Origin of the sequence: Kineococcus terrestris, from assembly GCF_041020755.1 — a bacterium.
Taxonomy (GTDB): Bacteria; Actinomycetota; Actinomycetes; order Actinomycetales; family Kineococcaceae; genus Kineococcus; species Kineococcus terrestris.
Genome location: NZ_JBEUEI010000001.1, coordinates 56,785 through 75,689, shown reverse-complemented (window position 1 = coordinate 75,689; position 18,905 = coordinate 56,785). Strand labels below are relative to the sequence as shown.

The window sequence follows — 18,905 nt, the reverse complement described above, 5'->3', positions numbered from 1 at the left end:
CCGCTCCGTCGTGAGGACGTGCTCGGAAATTTCCGGGGATGGCACACTGAGCGGGCAGAGGAGGCGATGTGTCCACAGACCAGCCGCGGGTGACCATCCACGACGTGGCACGCCGGGCCGGGGTGTCGGTGGCGACCGTGTCGCGCGCCCTCAACGACCGGACCGAGGTGGCCGAAGCCACCCGGCGGAAGGTGCGCGCAGCCGCCGACGACCTGGACTTCCGCTCCAACCGCCTGCCCAAGCGTCGCGGGACGGGCGCGCTCACGGTGGGCATCCTCACCAGCGACACGGTCGGCCGGATCAGCATGCCGGTGCTGCTGGGAGCGGAGAACGCACTGGGCGCCGGTCGGGTGGCCGTGCTGCTGTGCGACGCCCGAGGAGACTCCATCCGGGAGGCGCACTACCTGCAGATCCTGCTGGAGCGACGGGTGGACGGCATCGTCGTGGTCGGTGAGCACCCCGAGCCGCGGACTCGGCTGGCGCAGGACCTGCCGGTGCCGGTGGTCTACGCCTACGCCCCCTCGACCTGTGCCGACGACTTGTCGCTGGTGGCCGACAACGAGGCGGCGGCGAGGACGGCGACGGAGCACCTGCTGGCGCTGGGACGCCGGCGCATCGCGCACATCACCGGTCCCAGGGGCAGCGCCGCGGCGGACGAGCGCGAGCGCGGCATGCAGCGCGCGCTCGCGCACGCGGACCTGCAGGTGCTGGGGCAGGTGCTGCACGGCGACTGGTCGCAGCGCTGGGGGCGGCAGGCGGCGGCGGTGGTGCTGGCGGCCAGCCCGCAGGTCGACGCCGTCTTCTGCGGCAGCGACCGCATCGCGGCCGGAGTCCTGGACACGCTGCGCGAGCACGGGCGCCAGGTCCCCGAAGACGTGTCCGTGGTCGGCTTCGACAACTGGGACGTCGTGGCCGCCGAGACGCGGCCACCGCTGTCCACCGTCGACATGCAGTTGGAGCAGCTGGGCGCCGAAGCCGCCCGCAGCCTGGTGCAGGCCATCAACGGGGCGCCTGAGCACGGGCTGCGCCGGCTGCCGTGCCGCCTGGTGCTGCGGGAGTCGACCGCCCTGTTCCGTAAATAACCGAAAATTGCACGGAAGTATTGACGCCCTTCCGATGGGTGGGTCAAGCTCGGTCCACCGCCTCTCGGCGTGAGCCGAGAGGCGGTGACGGCACACCGGGTGCGCGCGCCGACGCGCGCGCCCGGCCGTGAAGGGACCTGTGCACGAACCCGAGCGTGGACGCCACGAGGCGCCGGGTCGCAGGTGTGACCGTCGGCGCTGCGATGACGCACCTCCACCCCGGAAGGACTCCCGATGCCCCGAACCGCCCGACGTCCCCTCCTCCTCGCGGCCCTGACCGGAACGCTCGTGCTGAGCGCCTGCGGCGGCGGCACCGGTGGAGGCGGTGACAGCGCCGCTGAAGACGCCGGCACGGTGACGATGTGGGCGCGCGCGGCCACCTCGGGGCAGAGCCAGGCGCTGGTCGACGCGTACAACGCCTCGCACGAGACCCAGGTGCAGCTGACCGTCGTGCCCACCGACAACTACCTGCAGAAGGTGGGGGTGGCCGCCGGCTCCCAGGACTTGCCGTGCCTGCTGGCCGCGGACGTGGTGTACGTGCCGGACTTCACCGCCAAGAACCTCTTCCAGGACATCACCGAGCGCGTCGACTCCCTGCCCTTCGCCGAGCAGCTGGCCCCGGCGCACATGGCGCAGGGCACCCGCGACGGTGCCCGGTACGTCGTCCCGCACACCATCGGCATGTCGGCGATCTTTCAGAACGACGTCCTGCTGCAGCGCGCCGGCATCGACCCGGCCGCGCCGATCACCAGCCTGCGTCAGCTGGCCGAGAACGCGACCAGAGTCGCCGAGCTGGGTCCGGACATCAACGGGCTGTACTTCACCGGCAACAGCGGAGGCAGCATCGCCTTCACGCACTTCCCGTCGGTCTGGGCTTCGGGGGGCACCGTCCTGTCCGAGGACGGCACCTCCGCCACCCTGGACGACACCGGCACGGCGGCGGCCTTCCAGGTCTACAACGACCTCTTCCAGGCCGGTGTGGTGCCCGACAGCGCCCGCAACGAGACCGGCGCGACGCGCAACGAGGTCTTCGCCGGCGGTCGGGTCGGTTACATGCTGGCCAGCAACTCCGTGCTGGAGACCGTCACCGAGACCGATGAGGTCAAGATCGGTGTGCAGGGCATCCCCGGGGTCGACGGCGGGGTGAGCACCTTCGTCGGCGGCGACGCCATCGGCATCTCCTCCTCCTGCGAGCAGCCCGACGCCGCGTGGGACTTCCTGCAGTGGTCGGTGGGGGAGGAGGCCCAGGTGCAGGTCTACGCCCAGTCGCGCCAGCTGACCGTGCGCACCGACTTGACCAGCAACGAGTACTCGGCGCAGGACCCGCGCGTGCAGACCCTCAACGAGCTCGTCGTCGAGGGGCAGACGCCGTACTCGGAGAAGTTCGGGCAGACCTTCAACGACCCGCAGGGGCCGTGGCTGGCGGTGGCCCGCGAAGCCCTGTTCGGTGAGCGTCCGGCCGCCGAGGCGCTGAGCGCAGGTCAGGACGCCGTCACCAGCTCGCTGGCGCCGTGATGAGCGCGCTGCTGCCCGGGGCGCCCGCCGCTTCCGGCTCCGCACCCAGCCGGCGGCGCGCCGACCCCTCCGCCCGCCTGCGCCGGCGCCGGTCCCTGGTCGGACTCGCCTACGCCGCACCCGCCGCGCTGGTCGTCGTGCTCCTGTTCGCCGTGCCGCTGCTGCTGTCGGTGTGGATGTCGCTCAACGACTGGCCGCTGATCGGTGAGCCGTCCTTCAACGCTCCTGCCAACTACCAGGCGATCGCCGGCAACGACCTGTTCCTGTCCTCGATCGCCTTCACGCTGAAGTACACGGTCGTGGTGACCATCCTCTACTTCGTGACCGCGCTGGGCTTGGCCCTGCTGGTGCAGCAGTCACGACCGGGTGTCGGTCTCCTCCGCACCGCCTTCTTCCTCCCCGCGGTCGTCGGGCTCGCATCGGCGTCGTTGCTGTTCTACGCCCTGTACAACAATGAGTTCGGCCCCGTTGACGACGTGCTGCGCGCTCTCGGACTGGTCGAGGGCGACGTCGACTTCCTGGGGCAACCGGACAACGCCTTCGCCTCCACCGTCGTGATGGTCACCTGGCGCTTCGCCGGGTTCAACATGCTGATCCTGCTCACCGGACTGCAAGCCATCTCCCCCGATGTGTACGAGGCGGCGCGCATGGACGGCGCCTCCTGGTGGCAGACGCTGCGGTCGATCACCCTGCCGCTGCTGCGGCCCACCATCGCCCTCATGCTCATCCTCAGCGTGACCGGGTCGCTGCTGGCGTTCGAGCCGTTCTACGTCCTGACCGCGGGTGGACCCAGCAACAGCACCGTCACCATGGTCATGGCGATGTTCCGCGAGGCGTTCACCCTCTTCGACCTCGGCACGGCCGCCGCGCTGGCGCTGGTGCTGCTGGTCGTGCTCGTCGTGCTCAACGTCCTGCAGTTCTGGCTCGTGAAGAGGGGCGACGACTGATGACCGTCCTCAGCGCCGGCCGGGCGCGGGGCGCGGAGGCTCCGCATCCCGCTCGTCCCGGCCGCGGCGCCCGGATCCGCTCCGCGACCTACTACGGCACCACCTCGGCGCTGGCCGTGCTCTTCCTCAGCCCGCTGGTGTGGTCGCTGTTCAGCTCCGTGCACGGTCCCCGCGCCAGTGGCGGCGCCGGCGGTTACGGCGTCGACAACTACCGCCGGCTGATCGAGTACGGCGAGGGCCTGGCCGTCTACGCGGTGAACAGCACCGTCATCTCGGTGCTCACCGTCGCCGGCACCCTGGTCGTCACCGTCCTCGGTGGCTACGCGTTCGCCCGCTTCCAGTTCCCCGGCAAGGACCTGCTCTTCCTGGGTGCGCTGGCCATCCTCATGATCCCCCACCCCACCATCCTCATCCCGCTGTACGAGATCCTGCGGACCGTCGGGCTGCAGAACTCCCTCGTAGGCGTGGCTCTGGTGATGGTCATGTTCCAACTGCCGTTCTCGCTGTTCATGATGCGCAACGCCTTCGAGTCCGTCCCGCGTGAGCTGGAGGAGGCCGCGCTGCTGGACGGGTGCACCTCGCTGACCGCGCTGCTGCGCATCCTGCTGCGCGCGGTCACCCCAGCCATGATCACCGTCGGGCTCTTCGCGTTCCTGGCGTCGTGGAACGAGTTCATCGCACCACTGATCTTCCTCAGCGAAGGTTCCAAGTTCACCCTGCCCGTCGCCCTGGTCAGCCTGCGCAGCGGCGAGCTGGGCGCCATCGACCTGGGCGCGCTGCAAGCCGGCATCGTCGTGACCGCCATCCCGTGCCTGCTGCTGTTCCTGCTGCTGCAGCGCTACTACGTCCGCGGCTTCACCGCCGGCGCCGTCCGCGGCTGACCCCTCCACGACCACCCCCTCCAGGAGCACCGCCATGTCCGTCCAGCCGCTCGACGACGCCCCCCGCACCGCTGGTGCCGCCCTCCCGGTTCGGCCTACGACCGGGTGCCTGGACCCGCTGCCCCTGGCGCAGGCGGCGATCACCGGAGGGTTCTGGGCCCGCATGCAGCAGTTGAACCGCGACGCCGTCATCCCGCACTGCGACGAGTCGTTGGAGAAGGTCGGCTGGATCGGCAACGTGCGCGCCGCCGTGGACGGCACCCTGGCCACCGAGCGCGTCGGGCGCCTGTTCACCGACTCGGAGATCTACAAGGTCATGGAGGCCATGGCCTGGGAGCAGGCGCGCAACGACTCGCCCCGCCTGCGAGGCCGGCTGGGTGAGCTGACCGCGCTCCTGGCGGCCGCTCAACACGGTGACGGGTACCTGAACACCTTCTACGGCTACCCGGGAGGGCCAGGACGCTACAGCGACCTGGAGTGGGGGCACGAGCTGTACTGCGCAGGGCACCTGATGCAGGCAGCCGTGGCGATGATCCGTTGCGGTGTGGACGAGGGCATCTCCTCCATCGCCCGGGCGGCGGCGGACCACGTCTGCGCGGAGTTCGCCGACGGCGCCCGCGAGGGCGTCTGCGGCCACCCGGAGATCGAGACGGCCCTGGTCGAGCTGTACCGCCTCACCGGCCAGGACCGCTACCTGGCGCAGGCTCGATCGTTCATCCAGCGCCGCGGGCGACGGACCCTCGGGGACACGATGTACGGCGGGCGCGACTATTACCAGGACTCCGTTCCGGTTCACGACGCAGACGTCCTGGTCGGGCACGCCGTGCGCGCCTTGTACCTGACCGCGGGCGCCGTCGACGTCGCCGTCGAGAGCGGCGACGAGGACCTGCTGCACGCCGCCCAGCGCCAGTACGACCGCACCCTGGAGCGGCGCACCTACCTGCACGGCGGGATGGGCGCGCACCACCACGGCGAAGCCTTCGGGGCGGACTTCGAGCTGCCGGCTGACCGCGCCTACGCCGAGACCTGCGCCGGCATCGCCTCCATCATGGTGGCGTGGCGGCTGCTGCTGGCCACCGGCCAGGAGCGCTACGCCGATGTGATCGAGCGCACCCTGTACAACGTCGTTGCCGCCTGCCCCGGCGAGGACGGCCGCGCCTTCTTCTACGTCAACACCCTCCACCGGCGCAGCCCCGGCACCGATCCGGAACCGGGTGTGCCCAGCTTGCGCCGCACCGACGGGCGCCGCGCTTCCTGGTTCACCACCTCGTGCTGCCCGACCAACGTCGCCCGCACCCTGGCCAGCCTCGACTGCTACCTGGCCACCAGCGACGCCGACGGACTGCAGGTGCACCAGTACGCCCCGGCGAACATCAGCGCCAGACTGCCAGGGCGGGGCACGGTCGCCGTGCGCGTGGAGACCGACTACCCCCACGACGGGCTGGTCCGCCTGCGCATCACGGACACGGTTTCCGGTCCGTGGACGCTGTCGCTGCGGATCCCGGGTTGGACCGCGGGTGGTGCACGCATCACCGGTGCTGCCGGCGACGTGCACGCCGACGGGGGACGGACCGACCTCACGCGCTCGTGGAGCGTGGGGGAGGAGGTGCTGCTGCACCTGGACTGCGGCCCGCGCGTGGTCCACGCCGACCCCCGGGTGGACGCGGTGCGCGGGTGCGTGGCTCTCGAGCGCGGTCCGCTCGTCTACTGCCTCGAGTCCGTCGACCAGCCGGACCTCGACTTGGACCTGGTCAGCGTCGACATCGACGATCGTCCCTCGGAGACCGCGACCGAGGTGGTCGTCACGGGCCATGTGCTGCCCGACCCCGCACAGTCCTGGCCGGACGCTGGTGCGGGTGCCGCGCGCGCCGACGGGAGTCCCGTGAAGCTGCGCTTCACGCCCTACTACCGCTGGGCCAACCGCGGCACTTCCACGATGCGCGTCTGGGTCCCCACCACCTGAGCCGATCATCGTCGTGCAGTTGCGCAGGAGCACTGCTGCAGTCCTGGACTGCCAGCACCTCACGTGCGAGCGCCGTCGCGGTGCGCTCAGCGCGGCCCGTCCCCGCCGCGCCCGACGAGCCCGGTCTCGTAGGCCGCGATCACCGCCTGGACGCGGTCGCGCAGCCCGAGCTTGGCCAGGACGTTGCCCACGTGGGTCTTCACCGTGGTCGCGGACAGCACGAGCCGCTGCGCGACCTCGGCGTTCGACAGCCCCTCCGCCACGCACCGCAGCACCTCCAGCTCGCGCGGCGTCAGCGACCGCAGCCGCGGGTCGAGCGCGCCGTCGCGCTGGTCCCCGGCCCCCGGTGGGGAAGTGCGGGGCGAACAGGTCGAGCATGCGCCGCACCACGCGCGGGGCCACCACCGAGCTGCCCGAGGCGACCGTCCTGATCGCGTCGGTGAGCTCGGCGGGCCGCGCGTTCTTCGCCAGGAAACCGCTGGCCCCCGCGCGCAGCGCCGCGAACGCGTGCTCGTCGAGGTCGAACGTCGTCAGGACCAGCACCCGCGAGGACGGGTGCTCCGCGACGATCCGCCGGGTGGCCTCGATGCCGTCCACACCGGGCATGCGGACGTCCATCAGCACGACCTCGGGGGCCAGCGCGGCGACCTGATCCAGGGCGACGGCGCCGTCGGAGGCCTCGCCGACCACCACCAGGTCGGGTTCGGACTCGATGACCAGCCGCAGGCCCGTGCGCAGCAGCGGCTGGTCGTCCACGAGCAGGACGGTCGTCACGGGGTCGCCTCCCCGGCGGAACCCCCGGCGGGTTCCTCGACGGGGATGACGACGTGGACGCGCCACCCGCCGCCGTCCACGGGCCCGGCCTCGGCGCGCCCGCCCAGGAGCGCGGCGCGCTCGCGCACGCCGGCGATGCCGCGCCGCGTCCCGGCGCCCGTCCCCGGCCGGGTGCCGCCGGCGTCGACGACCTCCACCTCGACGGCCGAGCCGGTGCGCCGCAGCGCGACCGCGGCGCCGGGAGTGCCGGGCGCGTGCCGCAGCACGTTGGTCAGGGCCTCGGTGACGATGCGCACGACGGCCAGGCGCACGGCCGCGTCGGGCGGCAGCGGGACGTCGAGCCCGCTGGCCGACAGGGACAGGCCGGTGGTGCGGAACCGCTCGACGACGGCGACGAGGTCCGTCCCCGCCGGCGCCGCCGGCCCGCCGTCCCCGGCCTCCGCGCCGTCGGCCCCCTCGTCCGGGTGCAGCGGCCCCAGCACGCTGCGCATGTCCGCCAGCGCGCCGCGGCCGGTCCGCGACAGCTCGGCCAGCGCCGAGCGCGACGCCTCCGGAGCGCGGTCCAGGGCCGAGAGCGCGCCGTCGGACAGCGCCACCATCACCGAGACGCTGTGCGCGACGACGTCGTGGACCTCGCGCGCGATCCGGGCGCGCTCGGCGGCGCGCGCCAGGGCCGCGCTGGCGTCGCGCTCGCGGGCCATCGCCGCGTACCGCTCGGCCACGTCGCGCGCGTGCAGGCGGCGGGCCCGCGAGCCGGCGCCGCTCACCCCGCCCAGCACCAGCAGCGCGAGCAGCAGCAGCACCGTCCACGTCCGGCGCCCGGCGGAGAACCCGGGTTCGGTCAGCCGCTGGAACACCGGCCCGTCGCCGGGCGGCAGCTCGTCGCTCCACAGCAGGACCTCGGCGAGGCCGACGACCTGCCACCGGAACACGGCGAGCGACACGACGACCAGCACCGCGGTGCCGGCGACCCACGCGGTGCGGGCGCTGCACCGCGCGGCCACCGCGTGCAGCGCCCACGCCAGGCAGAACCCCAGCACGCCGAGGACCTGCCCCAGCGCGAGCGAGAGCACCGCGAGCACCGTCAGCACCGCGGTGACGGCCAGCGGCCACCGGTTGCGGGCGAGGAGCGCGAGCGCCCCGGCCGCCGTCCCGGCCAGCCACGCCGTCGTGAACCGCGCGTCCGCGGGGGAGCCCGGCGCGAACAGCCCGAGGCTCGTGGCTCCCCGCACCGTCTCCGACGCGGCGGCCGCGGTGACCGACCCGAGCAGCAGGACCAGCGCGGCGAGCGCGACGTGCGCCGTCCACGGGTGGGCCAGGACGAGCCGGCCGGAGGTGCTGCGGTGGTGGACCTGCGCCGCGGTGAGGGCCGGCTGCCCGCCGGGCGCCCCGGGGTGCGCGGCGGGCGGTGTCGTCACCCCTGCACTGTGCCACCGGGCGGCGGCGGTCCCGGCCGCCGGCCGCTCAGGCGACGTCACGGCGCACCAGCCGGTGCCCGGCGAGCAGGAGCAGCGCGAGGCACCAGGCTCCTAGGACGAGCCCGCCGCCCCGCGCGCCGAGGTCGGGCCCGCCGCCCGCGGCGAGGGCGGCGAGCTGCGCGTCGTCGGCGAACAGCCGCGTCCCGCCGCCCGGCAGCAGCGCGCGGACGGTGCCGGTGACGCGGCCGGGGTTCGCGGCCAGCACCTGGTCGGCGAGCACGAACAGGGCCACCGCGGTCGTCAGCGCGGCCAGCGGCCGGCGCAGCAGCGCCCCGAGCAGGACCCCGCACACCGCCGCCCCGGTGAGGAACAGCACGTACCCGGCGGCGGCGCGCAGGTCCTGCGGGTCGGACAGCGCCCACGGCGCTCCCGCCGCGCGCCCGGTCCCCGCGGTCCCCGCGGTCGCCGCGACCGAGACCGCGAACGCGGCCAGCCCGGTGAGGGCCGCGAGGGCGCCGGTCACGACGACCTGCGCCCCCAGCACCGGCAGGCGCCGCGGCACGGCCGCGTACGTCGTCAGGCACGTGCCGGTGGCGGAGTCCGCGCTGCCGATCAGCACCCCGAGGACGAGCGCGCCGAGCTGGGCCAGCGGGTACCCGGAGGTCGCGAGCGAGGTGCCCGACACGGCGCTCCCGGGGCCGGCGAACGACCCCAGGACGAACGCCAGCGAACCCGCGGCGCCGACCGTGCCGGCGACCGTCCAGGCCGTCGAGGTGACGCCCGCGGCCTTCGTCCACTCCGCGGCGAGCACGCGCGGCGCGGTCACCGCCCGCCGCTGCGTCCGGTCGCGCCGCAGCGCCTCAGCCGAGGTCACGGCGGCGCAACCGGATCGCCGCGGCGGTCAGCGGGACCACCACCCAGCCCGCCAGGACCAGCGCGGAACCGCCCGCCCCGAGGTCGGGGGCACCGTCCAGCCCGCCGCCGCCGGGGTTCGTCAGCGCCGACCCGGCGCCGACGGGGGTGAACGTCTCCACGGTGTTCACCAGCACCGTCGCGGGCGGCGGGTGCTCGGGGTCGTACTCGGCCAGCGGGTCGGTGCCCGCCTCGGCCGCGAACGCGAGCACCACGGGCGCGACCAGCAGCACGACGACCGCGGCGACCAGCGCCGGCACCGCGCGGCGCAGCAGCGCCCCGGCCGCCAGGCCGAGCAGCCCGGCACCCACGAGGAAACCCACCGTCCCGAGCAGGAGCTGCGGGACCCCGGCGTTGCCCAGGTCGGGGGTCGTGCCCCGCGACGCGGCCGCGGGCAGGATCCCCAGCACCGCCGCGCCGACGCTCAGCACCCCGACCACGAGCACCACCGCGGCCGTGACGACGGCCTGCGCGAGCAGGACGGGGACCCGGCGCGGCACGGCGGCGAACGTGGAGCGGAAGGTCCCCGTGCTGAACTCCCCGGTGCCCACGAGCACCCCGAGGACGAGCGGCCCGAGGAACGCCAGCGGCAGCGCGTCCCCGAGGTTCCGCGTCGCGACGAAACCCGGGTCGCCCGAGGAGGCGCTGGCGGACAGGTGGGTGAGCAGCCCGGTCACCGCGACCGTGACGGCGGCGACGACGTGCGTGGAGCGCAGGCCGAGCAGCTTCGTCCACTCGGCGCGGACGACCCGCGCGAAGGACGGGCCGGAACGCGCCGCGGGGCGCGCGGGCAGTTCCGCGGTCGCGCTCACCGGGCACCCGCCCGGTGCTCGGCGGAACCGCTGGTCAGCTCCAGGTAGGCGGCCTCCAGCGACCCGGCCTCGGCGGCCAGTTCCAGGACGGTCGACCCGACCCGGCCCGCGGCCGCGCCGACCTCCTCGGCGGACGCGCCGCGCACGTGCAGGGAACCGTCCGGCTGGGCGGCGACCTCGGCGCCCGCGCGCGCCAGGGCCTCGGCAAGGACGGCGGGGTCGGTGGTGCGCACGCGCACGAGGCCCGCGCCCCGCGAGCGCTCCAGGAGTTCCGCCACCGTCGCGTCGGCCAGCAGCCGTCCGCGGCCGACGACCACGACCCGGTCCGCGCACAGCGCCAGCTCGTGCATCAGGTGCGAGGACAGGAACACCGTCCGGCCCTCCGCGGCCAGGTCCCGCACGAGCTGCCGCACCCACAGCACGCCGTCCGGGTCGAGGCCGTTGACGGGTTCGTCGAGCACGAGCGTCCCCGGGTCGCCCAGCAGCGCGGCGGCGATCCCGAGCCGCTGCCCCGTGCCGAGGGAGAAGGTCCCGGCCCGCTTCCCGGCGACCGTCTCCAGCCCCGTCAGCCCCAGGACCTCGTCCACGCGCGAGCGCGGGATCCCGTGGGTGCGGGCCAGCGCCAGGAGGTGGCAGGACGCCGTGCGGCCGGGGTGGACGGAGCGGGCGTCGAGCAGCGCCCCGACGGTGCGCAGCGGCGCCGGCAGGTCGGCGTAGCGCCGCCCGTCGACCGTGACGCTCCCGGACGTCGGGCGCTCCAGCCCGAGGACCATCCGCATCGTCGTGGACTTCCCCGCGCCGTTCGGGCCCAGGAAACCCGTCACCGTCCCGGGCGGCGCGGTGAACGACAGCCCGTCCACGGCCGTCGTCGCCCCGTAGCGCTTCGTCAGCGCCTCTGCCGTGATCACACGTCCTCCTCGTCCCGGGCGGCGCCCGCCGCGCCCGACGTCCCCGATGCTGGCGACGCGCGCGCGGCGCGGGCACCTGCCTCGGGACGACATCGGCGGGCGGCCGGCCTCCTCCCGCAGGAGGAGGCCGGCCACCCGCGGGGACGACGCGGGCGCGCCGCTCAGCGCTCCGGTGCGCGCCGTCCCGCCCGGCCGGCGGTGAGGGCGGCGACGTTGGCGAGGCTGACGACGGCGATGCCCACCCCCTCGTGCAGCGCCAGGTCCTCGCCGAGCAGGAGGAGGCCGACCACCGCCGCCAGCGCCGGCTGGGTGCTGGACAGCACGCCGAACAGGCGCGGCGGCACGGTGCGCAGCGCGGTGAGGTCGGCGGCGTACGGCAGGACGGAGGACAGCAGCCCGGCGGCCAGCGCGCGGGCCAGCGTGGGCCCGTCCCAGTGCCCGCCCGCGGTGAGGACCACGAGGACCGGCAGGTACCCCAGCGCGCACAGGCCGCTGGCCACGGCGGGGGCCTGCAACCCCGGCAGGCGCGCCCCGGCCGTGCGGTTGAGGACGATGTACGCCGCCCAGCAGGCACCGGCGACCAGGCCGATCGCGATGCCGACCAGGTCGCTGCTGGGGCCGGGCAGCACCAGCACGTACACCCCGGCGGCGGCGACGGCCGCGGTGAGCAGGTGCGCCCGGGTGCGGGAGGCCGCCAGCGCCACGGCCAGGGGCCCCAGGAACTCCAGCGTGACGGCCAGCGCCAGGCCGACGCGCGCGACGGCGGTGTAGAGGGCGAGGTTCATGGCGGCGAACACCAGCGCCAGCAGGAGCACCGGCCACCACTGCGACCACGTCATCCGCCGCAGCGGCGGGCGCGCCACGGGCAGCAGCACGGCGGCGGCGACGAGCTGGCGCACGGCGACCACCCCGGCCGGGCCGATCGCGCTGAAGGCCTGGGCGCCGACCCCGGCGCCCACCTGGTTGCCGGTCGCCCCCGCGAGGGCGATCGCGACACCGCGCCAGGGGCCGCGCTCTCCGGCGGGGGGCGAGGACGCGGGCGAGGACGGCGACGCGGGCGGCGAGGGCTGGGACGTGGACTGCGACGAGGGCGCGACGGGGACGTCCATGCTCCGAGGCTGGCCGCGCGCGCCGCCGCCGCGAAATGCGTGCGGGGACGTCCCCATACGCTGAGCGCATGGCGGTGGAGGTGCGTCACCTGCGGGCGCTGGTCAGCGTCCTGGAGGAGGGCACGTTCACCGACGCGGCGGTCGCGCTGGGCACCACGCAGGCCTCGGTCTCGCGGCTGGTGGCCGCGCTGGAGCGCGAGCTCGGCGCGCGGGTGCTGCAGCGCACCCCGCGCGGGGCGGTGGCCACCGCGGCCGGTGCGCGCGTGGCCGCCCACGCGCGCCGCGTGCTGCAGGAGGTGGAGGCGATCACCCGGCTGGCCGCGGAGGACGGCGACGTGCCCGCGGAGGTGCGGGTCGGGTACGCGTGGGCGGCGCTGGGCCGGCACACCACCGTCCTGCAGCGGTCCTGGCGGGAGCGGTACCCGGCCTCCGCGCTGGTGTTCACCCAGGCCGGCACCAGCACCGCGGGCCTGCTGGAGGGCCTGGCCGACGTCGCCGTCACGCGCCGCCGCCTCGACGAGCACCGGTTCGCCACCGCCGTCATCGGCACCGAGGCGCGCTTCGCCGCCCTGCCCCGCGACCACCCGCTGGCCCGCCGGCGCCGGGTGCGCCTGCACGACTTCCACGGCGCCGTCGTCGCCACCGACCCGCGCACCGGCACCACCACCGAGGACCTGTGGCCGCCGGGCACGGTGCCCGCCGCGACCCGCGACACCCACGGCGTGGACGAGTGGCTGACCCTGATCGCCGCGGGGCAGGCGATCGGCACCAGCACCGCGGCGACGACCTGGCAGCACCGGCGCCCGGGCGTGGTCTACCGCCCGGTCGCCGACGCCGACCCGGTGCCGGTCCGGCTGGTGTGGTGGCGCGACGCCGAACCGTCGTGGGCCGCCGCGCTGGTGCGGATGGCCGCCGAGCTGTACGCCGCGGACGGGTGAGGCCCACGTCCCCGGTCACGACGGGGTGGGCGCCCCGCCGGTGGTCAGGCGCTGCTCGAGCCAGGCCCGGAAGGGGCGCTGGAACGGCCGCTCGACCAGCCGGTGCAGCGCCCAGGCCAGGACGAGGCAGACGCCGGTGGCCAGGGCGAGGGTCGCCCAGCGCCCGGTGAGCGGGTGCAGGGCGCCGATGAGGGCCCACCCGACGTACTCGTGGGTCAGGTACAGCGGGTACGTCAGCGTGCCCAGCCACGTCAGGACGCGCAGGTCCACGTCGCGGACCGCGGGCACCAGCGCGGTCGCCGCCACCGCCAGGACGCACCCGAGGACGACCACGGCCAGCACGGGGCGCGAGACGTGGTGCCCGGTGGCGATGCGGTCGATCGCCGGGGCCTGGTGGACCCAGGCCAGGAGGACCGCCTGCGCGGTCGTCAGCGCCAGCAGCAGCCAGCGCCGGGCGCTGGGGCCGTCGCGGTGGACGACGTGCAGCACGACGCCGGCGGCGAACAGGGGCGCGTAGCCGAGGAGGGTCACCACGCCCGCCGACGCCGGCACCAGCAGGACGAGGGCCGTGCACACCAGCGGCACCCACAACGCCGCGGCCAGCACCCGGCGCCGGGTCAGGCCGACCACGATCCCCACGACCAGCAGCAGGTAGAACTGCCACTCCACCCACAGCGTCCAGTACACGCCGTCGACCCGGGGGACCCCGACGAGGTCCTGGAACATGGTGAGGTTCACCAGCACGTGCCACGGTTCGCGCTCGCCCAGGCCCGGCACGGCCCAGCGCAGCGCGGCGGTCAGCAGCACCGCCGCCCAGTAGGCGGGGTACAGGCGGCTGATCCGCGAGGCCAGGAAGTGCCCGACGCTCCGCCCGCGGGCGGACAGGGCCACCACGAAACCGCTGACGACGAAGAACAGGTGCACCCCCGCGTAGCCGTAGGCGGTGAGCACCGACAGGTGCGGGAAGGCGGTGTGCGTCGCCTCGCCCCAGCGGCTGTGGTCGCGGGCGGTGAAGTGGAACAGCAGGACGGCCAGGGCGGCCACCAGGCGCAGCGCGTCCATCGTGCGCAGGCGCGGCGGGGGGCCGCCGCGCCGCGCGGAGGGGGGGGGTGGCGGTGCCGTCACGGGGTCGAGGATGGCCGAGGGCGGGGTGGGGCGCGTGCGGGCGCTCGCCCCGGCGGACCTACCCCGGACGGGCGTAGGGGGGGTCACCGCCGTCCCCGGCCGGGGGCCGCCCGGTGAAGCGGGTGGGGGGCAGGGGCCCGGGCCGGGAGGTCCCCTCGAGGACGTCACCGGTCACGACGACGTCGAACTCCAGGTCCAGGCGCAGCGGCCGGGTGATCGACTGGCGCCACCGCACGCGCGAGCTCCCGGTCGCGTCCGGTTCGGCGCGGACGTCCCGCAGCGGGACCGTCTCCCAGCGCCCCGCGGCCTCGCCGGTCAGGGCGCCGGCGGTGCCGGTGATCGTCACCCGCGCCTCGATCCTGCCGACGGGTGTGCGCACGAGCAGGTCCCAGCTGCCCGGCACGGTGGTGGTCATCGTCTCCTCCTGGAGTTCCGGTCAGACGGGTCGGGGGTCGGCGCCGACGGCCCGCCAGACGGTGCCGCGGCGCTCGTGCTCGAAGAGGCGTTCGACGGCGTGCGCGACGCGGGGGCCGTGCAGCCTGTCGAGCAGGTGCAGCGCGAGGTCCAGCCCGGAGGTGACCCCGCCGGAGCTGACGAGGTCCCCGTCGTCGACGACGCGCGCCTCGACCACGTGGACACCGGTGGCCTCCAGCACCGCGTTGCCCAGGTGGTGGGTCACCGCGGTCCGTCCCTCCAGCAGCCCGGCCATCGCCAGCGCCAGCGAACCCCCGCACACGGTGGCGACCAGCGTGCCGGGCGCCGCGAAGCTGCGGCGCAGGAGGTCGGGCAGCGCGGTGCCGCCCAGCCGGGCCAGCAGGACGGGGACGGTGTCGACCTCGTCGGGGTCTCCGGCGACGGGGCCGGAGGCGCCGGGCACCAGCACGACCCCGGGTTCCTCCGGCGCCAGCGCGGCCGTCGCCCGCAGCTGGAGTCCCCGCGTGCCGCTGCGGACCGGGCCGGGACCGTCGATCCCGACGAGGCGGACGTCGAAGGCCCCGCCGAGCGCGTCCGAGCCGGCGCTGAGGACCTCGAAGGGGGCGATGACGTCGAGCGGGTCGAACCCGTCGAACAGCACGATCTGGACCGTCACGCGGACGACGCTAGGAGCCCGGCCCGCCGCCGACGAGTGGCGGACGAGCCGTCGACCGCAACGATCCCGCCACAGCGCGGGTACCCTCCCGCTGTGCACCGGGTGGCGGTCCTGGCCCTCGACGGGGTCATCGCGTTCGACCTGGCGACCCCGGTCGAGGTGTTCGGGCACACGCGTGTCGCGGGCGCACCGGCCTACGAGGTCGTGGTGTGCGGGCCCGCCCGCGAGGTCGCCTCCGGGCCGGTCGGCCTCACCGTCCCGCACGGCCTGGACCGCCTGGTCGCGGCGGACACCGTCGTGGTCCCGGGACGGGCCGACCCGGCCGCACCGGTGGACCCCCGGGCGCTGGAGGCGCTGCGCGCCGCGGCCGGGCGGGGTGCCCGGCTGGCGTCCGTGTGCGTGGGCGCGTTCGACCTGGCCGCGGCCGGCCTGCTGGACGGCCTGCGCGCCACGACCCACTGGCGGGCCGCGGCGGAGCTGGCCTCGCGCCACCCCCGCGTCGAGGTGGACCCGGCGGCCCTGTTCGTCGACAACGGGCAGGTGGCGACCTCCGCCGGGGCGGCCGCCGGGATCGACCTGTGCCTGCACCTCGTCGCCCGCGACCACGGGGGTGCCGTGGCGGCCGGCACCGCGCGCACCACGGTGGTCCCGCTGACCCGCGAGGCCGGCCAGGCGCAGTTCATCGTCGACGACGCGCTGGGCGCGACGGGGCTGGCGGCCGCCCTGCAGTGGGTCGAGGACCACGCCCACGAGGCGATCACCGTGGCCGACGTCGCCCGGGCCGCGGCCGTCAGCACCCGGACGCTGAACCGCCGCTTCGCCGCGGAGCTCGGCACGACGCCCAGCGGGTGGCTCACCCGCGCCCGGGTGCGCCGCGCCCAGCGGCTGCTGGAGACGACCGGCTGGCCCGTCGAGCGGGTCGCCCGCGCCGCCGGTCTGGGCACCGCGGCCAACCTGCGGGCGCGGTTCGCCGCCGTCGTCGGGACCAGCCCCACCCGCTACCGCGCGGCCATGCGGACGGTCACCGTCCCCGGCCCGTGAGCGGGGCGCCGTCGACCGGGGCGGGGACCGCGCCGGGCGGCGGTCGGGGTCACAGCGCGCAGGCGTCGGCGGTGCACCGCGGCCCGCCCCCGCCCGCGACGGGGGCGGTCGCGCTGACGGGTTCCGGCACGGCGGGGTCCGGTGCGCCCGGACCGCTCCCGGCGACCAGCGCCGCGACCTCCGCCCCCAGCCGCAGGTCCGGCAGGTGGCCGAACACGTGGCGCCGCAACCGCCCGGCGCGGTCGAGGAGCAGGAGCGTGGGGGTTCCCCGCATCCCGTAGCGCCGCATCGTCACCGGCAGGGGGTCCCCGTCGTCGCCGGGCGCGTCGACGCCCACGGGGAAGGTGATGCCGTACTCGTGGACGAAGGCCGCCAGGGTCTGCGCGCCCATCGCGCGGTGGTGCTCGAAGACCGTGTGCAGCCCGACGACGGCGACGTCCTCCTCGGGGAAGACGGCGCGGGCGAGCTTCAGCTGGGGGACCGTCCGCTCCACGCAGGCCGGGCAGAGCACCTGGAAGGCGGCCGCCACGACCACCCGCCCGGCGAGGTCCGGCACGTCGAGGGGGTGGTCGGTGTTCAGCCAGTGCGTCGTGCTCCAGAGCGGGGCCGGTGGCGGTCCGGGTTCTCGTGCGGGTGCGTGCTCCATCGTTCCTCCGTCGTCGTGGGGTGCCGCCGGGCGCGGCCCGCGGCGCGCCGCGGACCGCGCCCCGGGAGCGGTTCAGCGGGTGGTCAGCAGGCGGACCCCCGGGAAGTCCAGCGGCACCGCGAGGGCGACGTTGACGTAGTTGGTGAACAGGTTCAGCGCGACGTGGGCGATGAGCTCGACGATCTCCTCGTCGTCGAAGCCGTTCTCGCGCAGGGCGGTCAGGTCCTCCTCGTCCACCTGACCGCGCTGCTCGACGAGCGCGTGGGCGAAGGCGAGGGCGGCGGCCGTGCGCGGGTCGTCGGAGTGCCCGGCCTGCGCCCGGCTCATCTCGTCCCTGGTCGCGCCGGCCTTCCGGCCCAGGGCGGTGTGCGCGGCCAGGCAGTACTCGCAGCCGTTGCGGTCGGCGACCAGGACGGCGATCTTCTCGCCCAGCTCGGCCGGGAACCGGCCGGAGCCCAGCGCGCCGAACGCGCCCCACATCGTCTTCAGGGCCGCGGGGGAGTTGGCCACCGCGCGGAACATCGCCGGGGTGACGCCGAAGGTGGCGGTGATGTCGTCGAGCAGTTCCCTGGTCTCGCCGGTGGCGTCCTGGGGGGAGATCGAGGCTACGCGCGACACGGGGTCGCTCCTTCCGTCGGGGTCCACGCGGTGCTGGGCGCGGGGTTCCGCGCGGTGCGTACGTGGGGGTTCCGGGAACCGGTCGACCGGTAACCGTTAGGAGTACTATCTGTCTCGGTCGACGACGTGTCAAGAGTGTTAGGGTTCCGAAGTGAACGAGCCGGCCATCTTCGAGGCGCTGAGCGAACCGGTCGCCCGGCGCATCACCAGCGGCCTGTCGAGGATCGCCCTGGTCCTGCGCACCCAGGCCTGGCGCGGCGCGGAACCCGAGGGCGTCACCCCCACGCAGGCGCAGGCCCTGACGGCCCTGCGCGAGAGCGGTGGGGGCGTGCGGCTGGCCGAGCTCGCGGCCCAGCTCGGGGTGTCGGCGCCCACGATGAGCGTGCGGGTGAACGCGATGATCGCCAAGGGGCTGGTGGTGCGCGAGGCCGGGGCGGACAAGCGCTCGGTGCGGTTGCGGCTGAGCCCCGCCGGGGCCGACCTGCTCGAACGCGCGGCCCGGTGGTCCGACCCCCTCGACCGCGCCGTCGGCGTCCTCGACGACCGCGAGCAGGAGGACTTCCTGCGCTCGCTGGTCAAGGTCGTCCGGACCCTGCAGGTGCAGGGCGACATCGCCCCTCAGCGCACCTGCGTCACCTGCCGCCACTTCCGCCCGCTCGCCCACCCCGACGGCCCGCTGCCGCACCACTGCGCCTACGTCGACGCGCCGTTCGGCGACCGGCACCTGCGCCTGGCCTGCCCCGAGCACGAGGACGCGCCGCCGCCGCAGCAGGAGGCCGCGTGGGAGCGCTTCACCGGCCGGGCGCGGGGCTCCTCGCCGACCTGAGCGGACAGGGCTGAGCGGACGGGGGCGCGCGGCGGCGGTCAGGAGGTGGAGCCGAAGCCGCCGCCGCCCCGGTCGAAGAACTGGCTCCTCGCGTCCCGCTGCGACAGCGGGACGCGGACGTCGTCGGGCAGGTCCCCCTCGTCCGCGCGGCACCTGGTGCACGTGCGGAAGACCTGACCGTCCTCCGTGCGCCCGGTGGACCACGCGTGCAGGCCCACCAGGCACCGCAGCGGTCTCACGTGCTCCTCCTCCCGGACCGGTCCGGAACTCCTGCGACGCCCTCGTCAGCGAGGCCGGACC

The 18,905-nt window shown here is 75.4% G+C and carries 19 protein-coding genes and 1 pseudogene; 8 read left to right on the top strand and 12 right to left on the bottom strand.

The window, feature by feature from the left end:
* Positions 1 to 68 precede the first annotated feature (68 nt).
* From AB8M62_RS00370 to AB8M62_RS00350, 5 genes are all read left to right on the top strand, one after another.
* A complete protein-coding gene (locus tag AB8M62_RS00370; protein WP_369053245.1) occupies positions 69 to 1,082 on the top strand; it encodes a LacI family DNA-binding transcriptional regulator in 1,014 nt (337 codons plus the stop codon).
* A gap of 234 nt (positions 1,083 to 1,316) precedes the next feature.
* The gene (locus tag AB8M62_RS00365) at positions 1,317 to 2,597 is read left to right on the top strand and encodes an ABC transporter substrate-binding protein (protein WP_369053246.1); all 1,281 of its coding nucleotides are present in this window, start codon (positions 1,317 to 1,319) and stop codon (positions 2,595 to 2,597) included.
* On the top strand, positions 2,597 to 3,544 hold the full coding sequence (locus AB8M62_RS00360) for a carbohydrate ABC transporter permease (RefSeq protein WP_369053247.1): 948 nt from the start codon (positions 2,597 to 2,599) through the stop codon (positions 3,542 to 3,544). Before AB8M62_RS00365 ends, AB8M62_RS00360 begins: the two co-directional genes overlap by 1 nt.
* A complete protein-coding gene (locus tag AB8M62_RS00355; RefSeq protein WP_369053248.1) occupies positions 3,544 to 4,425 on the top strand; it encodes a carbohydrate ABC transporter permease in 882 nt (293 codons plus the stop codon). Before AB8M62_RS00360 ends, AB8M62_RS00355 begins: the two co-directional genes overlap by 1 nt.
* A 34-nt stretch (positions 4,426 to 4,459) precedes the next feature.
* Entirely contained in the window at positions 4,460 to 6,388 is a 1,929-nt protein-coding gene (locus tag AB8M62_RS00350) for a glycoside hydrolase family 127 protein (RefSeq protein WP_369053249.1), read from the top strand.
* An 86-nt stretch (positions 6,389 to 6,474) separates the two neighbouring features.
* Here AB8M62_RS00350 and AB8M62_RS00345 read toward each other — a convergent pair.
* The 6 genes and pseudogenes from AB8M62_RS00345 to AB8M62_RS00320 form a co-directional block, all read right to left on the bottom strand.
* A pseudogene (locus AB8M62_RS00345) lies at positions 6,475 to 7,162 on the bottom strand (response regulator).
* Positions 7,159 to 8,580 carry a sensor histidine kinase gene (locus tag AB8M62_RS00340; RefSeq protein ID WP_369068270.1) on the bottom strand — a complete coding sequence of 474 codons (1,422 nt, stop codon included), beginning with the start codon at positions 8,578 to 8,580 and terminating at the stop codon, positions 7,159 to 7,161. Before AB8M62_RS00340 ends, AB8M62_RS00345 begins: the two are co-directional and overlap by 4 nt.
* 46 nt (positions 8,581 to 8,626) lie before the next feature.
* The gene (locus AB8M62_RS00335) at positions 8,627 to 9,454 is read right to left on the bottom strand and encodes a hypothetical protein (protein ID WP_369068269.1); all 828 of its coding nucleotides are present in this window, start codon (positions 9,452 to 9,454) and stop codon (positions 8,627 to 8,629) included.
* Positions 9,441 to 10,304, bottom strand: a complete 864-nt coding sequence (locus tag AB8M62_RS00330; protein ID WP_369068268.1) for an ABC transporter permease subunit — start codon at positions 10,302 to 10,304, stop codon at positions 9,441 to 9,443. Before AB8M62_RS00330 ends, AB8M62_RS00335 begins: the two co-directional genes overlap by 14 nt.
* Positions 10,301 to 11,212, bottom strand: a complete 912-nt coding sequence (locus AB8M62_RS00325; protein ID WP_369068267.1) for an ATP-binding cassette domain-containing protein — start codon at positions 11,210 to 11,212, stop codon at positions 10,301 to 10,303. The genes AB8M62_RS00330 and AB8M62_RS00325 overlap by 4 nt, the downstream gene beginning before the upstream one ends.
* A 161-nt stretch (positions 11,213 to 11,373) precedes the next feature.
* On the bottom strand, positions 11,374 to 12,321 hold the full coding sequence (locus tag AB8M62_RS00320; protein ID WP_369068266.1) for an EamA family transporter: 948 nt from the start codon (positions 12,319 to 12,321) through the stop codon (positions 11,374 to 11,376).
* Positions 12,322 to 12,389: 68 nt separating this feature from the next.
* Between AB8M62_RS00320 and AB8M62_RS00315 the strand changes: the two genes are divergently transcribed.
* Positions 12,390 to 13,259: a LysR family transcriptional regulator gene (locus AB8M62_RS00315; protein ID WP_369068265.1), complete on the top strand. Its 870-nt coding sequence runs from the start codon at positions 12,390 to 12,392 to the stop codon at positions 13,257 to 13,259.
* Between the two features lie 15 nt (positions 13,260 to 13,274).
* On the opposite strand, the gene AB8M62_RS00310 is transcribed toward AB8M62_RS00315, so the two are convergent.
* The 3 genes from AB8M62_RS00310 to AB8M62_RS00300 form a co-directional block, all read right to left on the bottom strand.
* A complete protein-coding gene (locus tag AB8M62_RS00310) occupies positions 13,275 to 14,321 on the bottom strand; it encodes an acyltransferase family protein (protein ID WP_369068264.1) in 1,047 nt (348 codons plus the stop codon).
* A 121-nt stretch (positions 14,322 to 14,442) separates the two neighbouring features.
* Positions 14,443 to 14,799 carry a hypothetical protein gene (locus AB8M62_RS00305; protein WP_369068263.1) on the bottom strand — a complete coding sequence of 119 codons (357 nt, stop codon included), beginning with the start codon at positions 14,797 to 14,799 and terminating at the stop codon, positions 14,443 to 14,445.
* 21 nt (positions 14,800 to 14,820) lie between these two features.
* Positions 14,821 to 15,474: a DJ-1/PfpI family protein gene (locus AB8M62_RS00300; RefSeq protein WP_369055167.1), complete on the bottom strand. Its 654-nt coding sequence runs from the start codon at positions 15,472 to 15,474 to the stop codon at positions 14,821 to 14,823.
* 93 nt (positions 15,475 to 15,567) lie between these two features.
* On the opposite strand from AB8M62_RS00300, the gene AB8M62_RS00295 reads away from it, so the two are divergent.
* Entirely contained in the window at positions 15,568 to 16,515 is a 948-nt protein-coding gene (locus tag AB8M62_RS00295) for a GlxA family transcriptional regulator (protein WP_369068262.1), read from the top strand.
* Between the two features lie 49 nt (positions 16,516 to 16,564).
* On the opposite strand, the gene AB8M62_RS00290 is transcribed toward AB8M62_RS00295, so the two are convergent.
* Both AB8M62_RS00290 and AB8M62_RS00285 read right to left on the bottom strand, forming a co-directional pair.
* Positions 16,565 to 17,161: a thioredoxin domain-containing protein gene (locus AB8M62_RS00290; protein WP_369068261.1), complete on the bottom strand. Its 597-nt coding sequence runs from the start codon at positions 17,159 to 17,161 to the stop codon at positions 16,565 to 16,567.
* 72 nt (positions 17,162 to 17,233) lie between these two features.
* Complete coding sequence (locus tag AB8M62_RS00285; RefSeq protein WP_369068260.1) at positions 17,234 to 17,779, bottom strand: carboxymuconolactone decarboxylase family protein; 546 nt, start codon at positions 17,777 to 17,779, stop codon at positions 17,234 to 17,236.
* A 151-nt stretch (positions 17,780 to 17,930) separates the two neighbouring features.
* Here AB8M62_RS00285 and AB8M62_RS00280 point away from each other — a divergent pair, with 151 nt between their 5' ends.
* Positions 17,931 to 18,605: a MarR family winged helix-turn-helix transcriptional regulator gene (locus AB8M62_RS00280; RefSeq protein ID WP_369068259.1), complete on the top strand. Its 675-nt coding sequence runs from the start codon at positions 17,931 to 17,933 to the stop codon at positions 18,603 to 18,605.
* Positions 18,606 to 18,643: 38 nt separating this feature from the next.
* Here AB8M62_RS00280 and AB8M62_RS00275 read toward each other — a convergent pair whose 3' ends face one another.
* Positions 18,644 to 18,844: a hypothetical protein gene (locus AB8M62_RS00275; RefSeq protein ID WP_369068258.1), complete on the bottom strand. Its 201-nt coding sequence runs from the start codon at positions 18,842 to 18,844 to the stop codon at positions 18,644 to 18,646.
* Positions 18,845 to 18,905 lie beyond the last annotated feature (61 nt).

Coding starts and splice junctions, on each gene's coding strand:
- AB8M62_RS00365 (WP_369053246.1), top strand. CDS start 1,317: ATGCCCCGAACCGCCCGACGTCCCCTCCTCCTCGCGGCCCTGACCGGA.
- AB8M62_RS00360 (WP_369053247.1), top strand. CDS start 2,597: ATGAGCGCGCTGCTGCCCGGGGCGCCCGCCGCTTCCGGCTCCGCACCC.
- AB8M62_RS00355 (WP_369053248.1), top strand. CDS start 3,544: ATGACCGTCCTCAGCGCCGGCCGGGCGCGGGGCGCGGAGGCTCCGCAT.
- AB8M62_RS00350 (WP_369053249.1), top strand. CDS start 4,460: ATGTCCGTCCAGCCGCTCGACGACGCCCCCCGCACCGCTGGTGCCGCC.
- AB8M62_RS00320 (WP_369068266.1), bottom strand. CDS start 12,321: ATGGACGTCCCCGTCGCGCCCTCGTCGCAGTCCACGTCCCAGCCCTCG.
- AB8M62_RS00315 (WP_369068265.1), top strand. CDS start 12,390: ATGGCGGTGGAGGTGCGTCACCTGCGGGCGCTGGTCAGCGTCCTGGAG.
- AB8M62_RS00310 (WP_369068264.1), bottom strand. CDS start 14,321: ATGGACGCGCTGCGCCTGGTGGCCGCCCTGGCCGTCCTGCTGTTCCAC.
- AB8M62_RS00305 (WP_369068263.1), bottom strand. CDS start 14,799: ATGACCACCACCGTGCCGGGCAGCTGGGACCTGCTCGTGCGCACACCC.
- AB8M62_RS00290 (WP_369068261.1), bottom strand. CDS start 17,161: ATGGAGCACGCACCCGCACGAGAACCCGGACCGCCACCGGCCCCGCTC.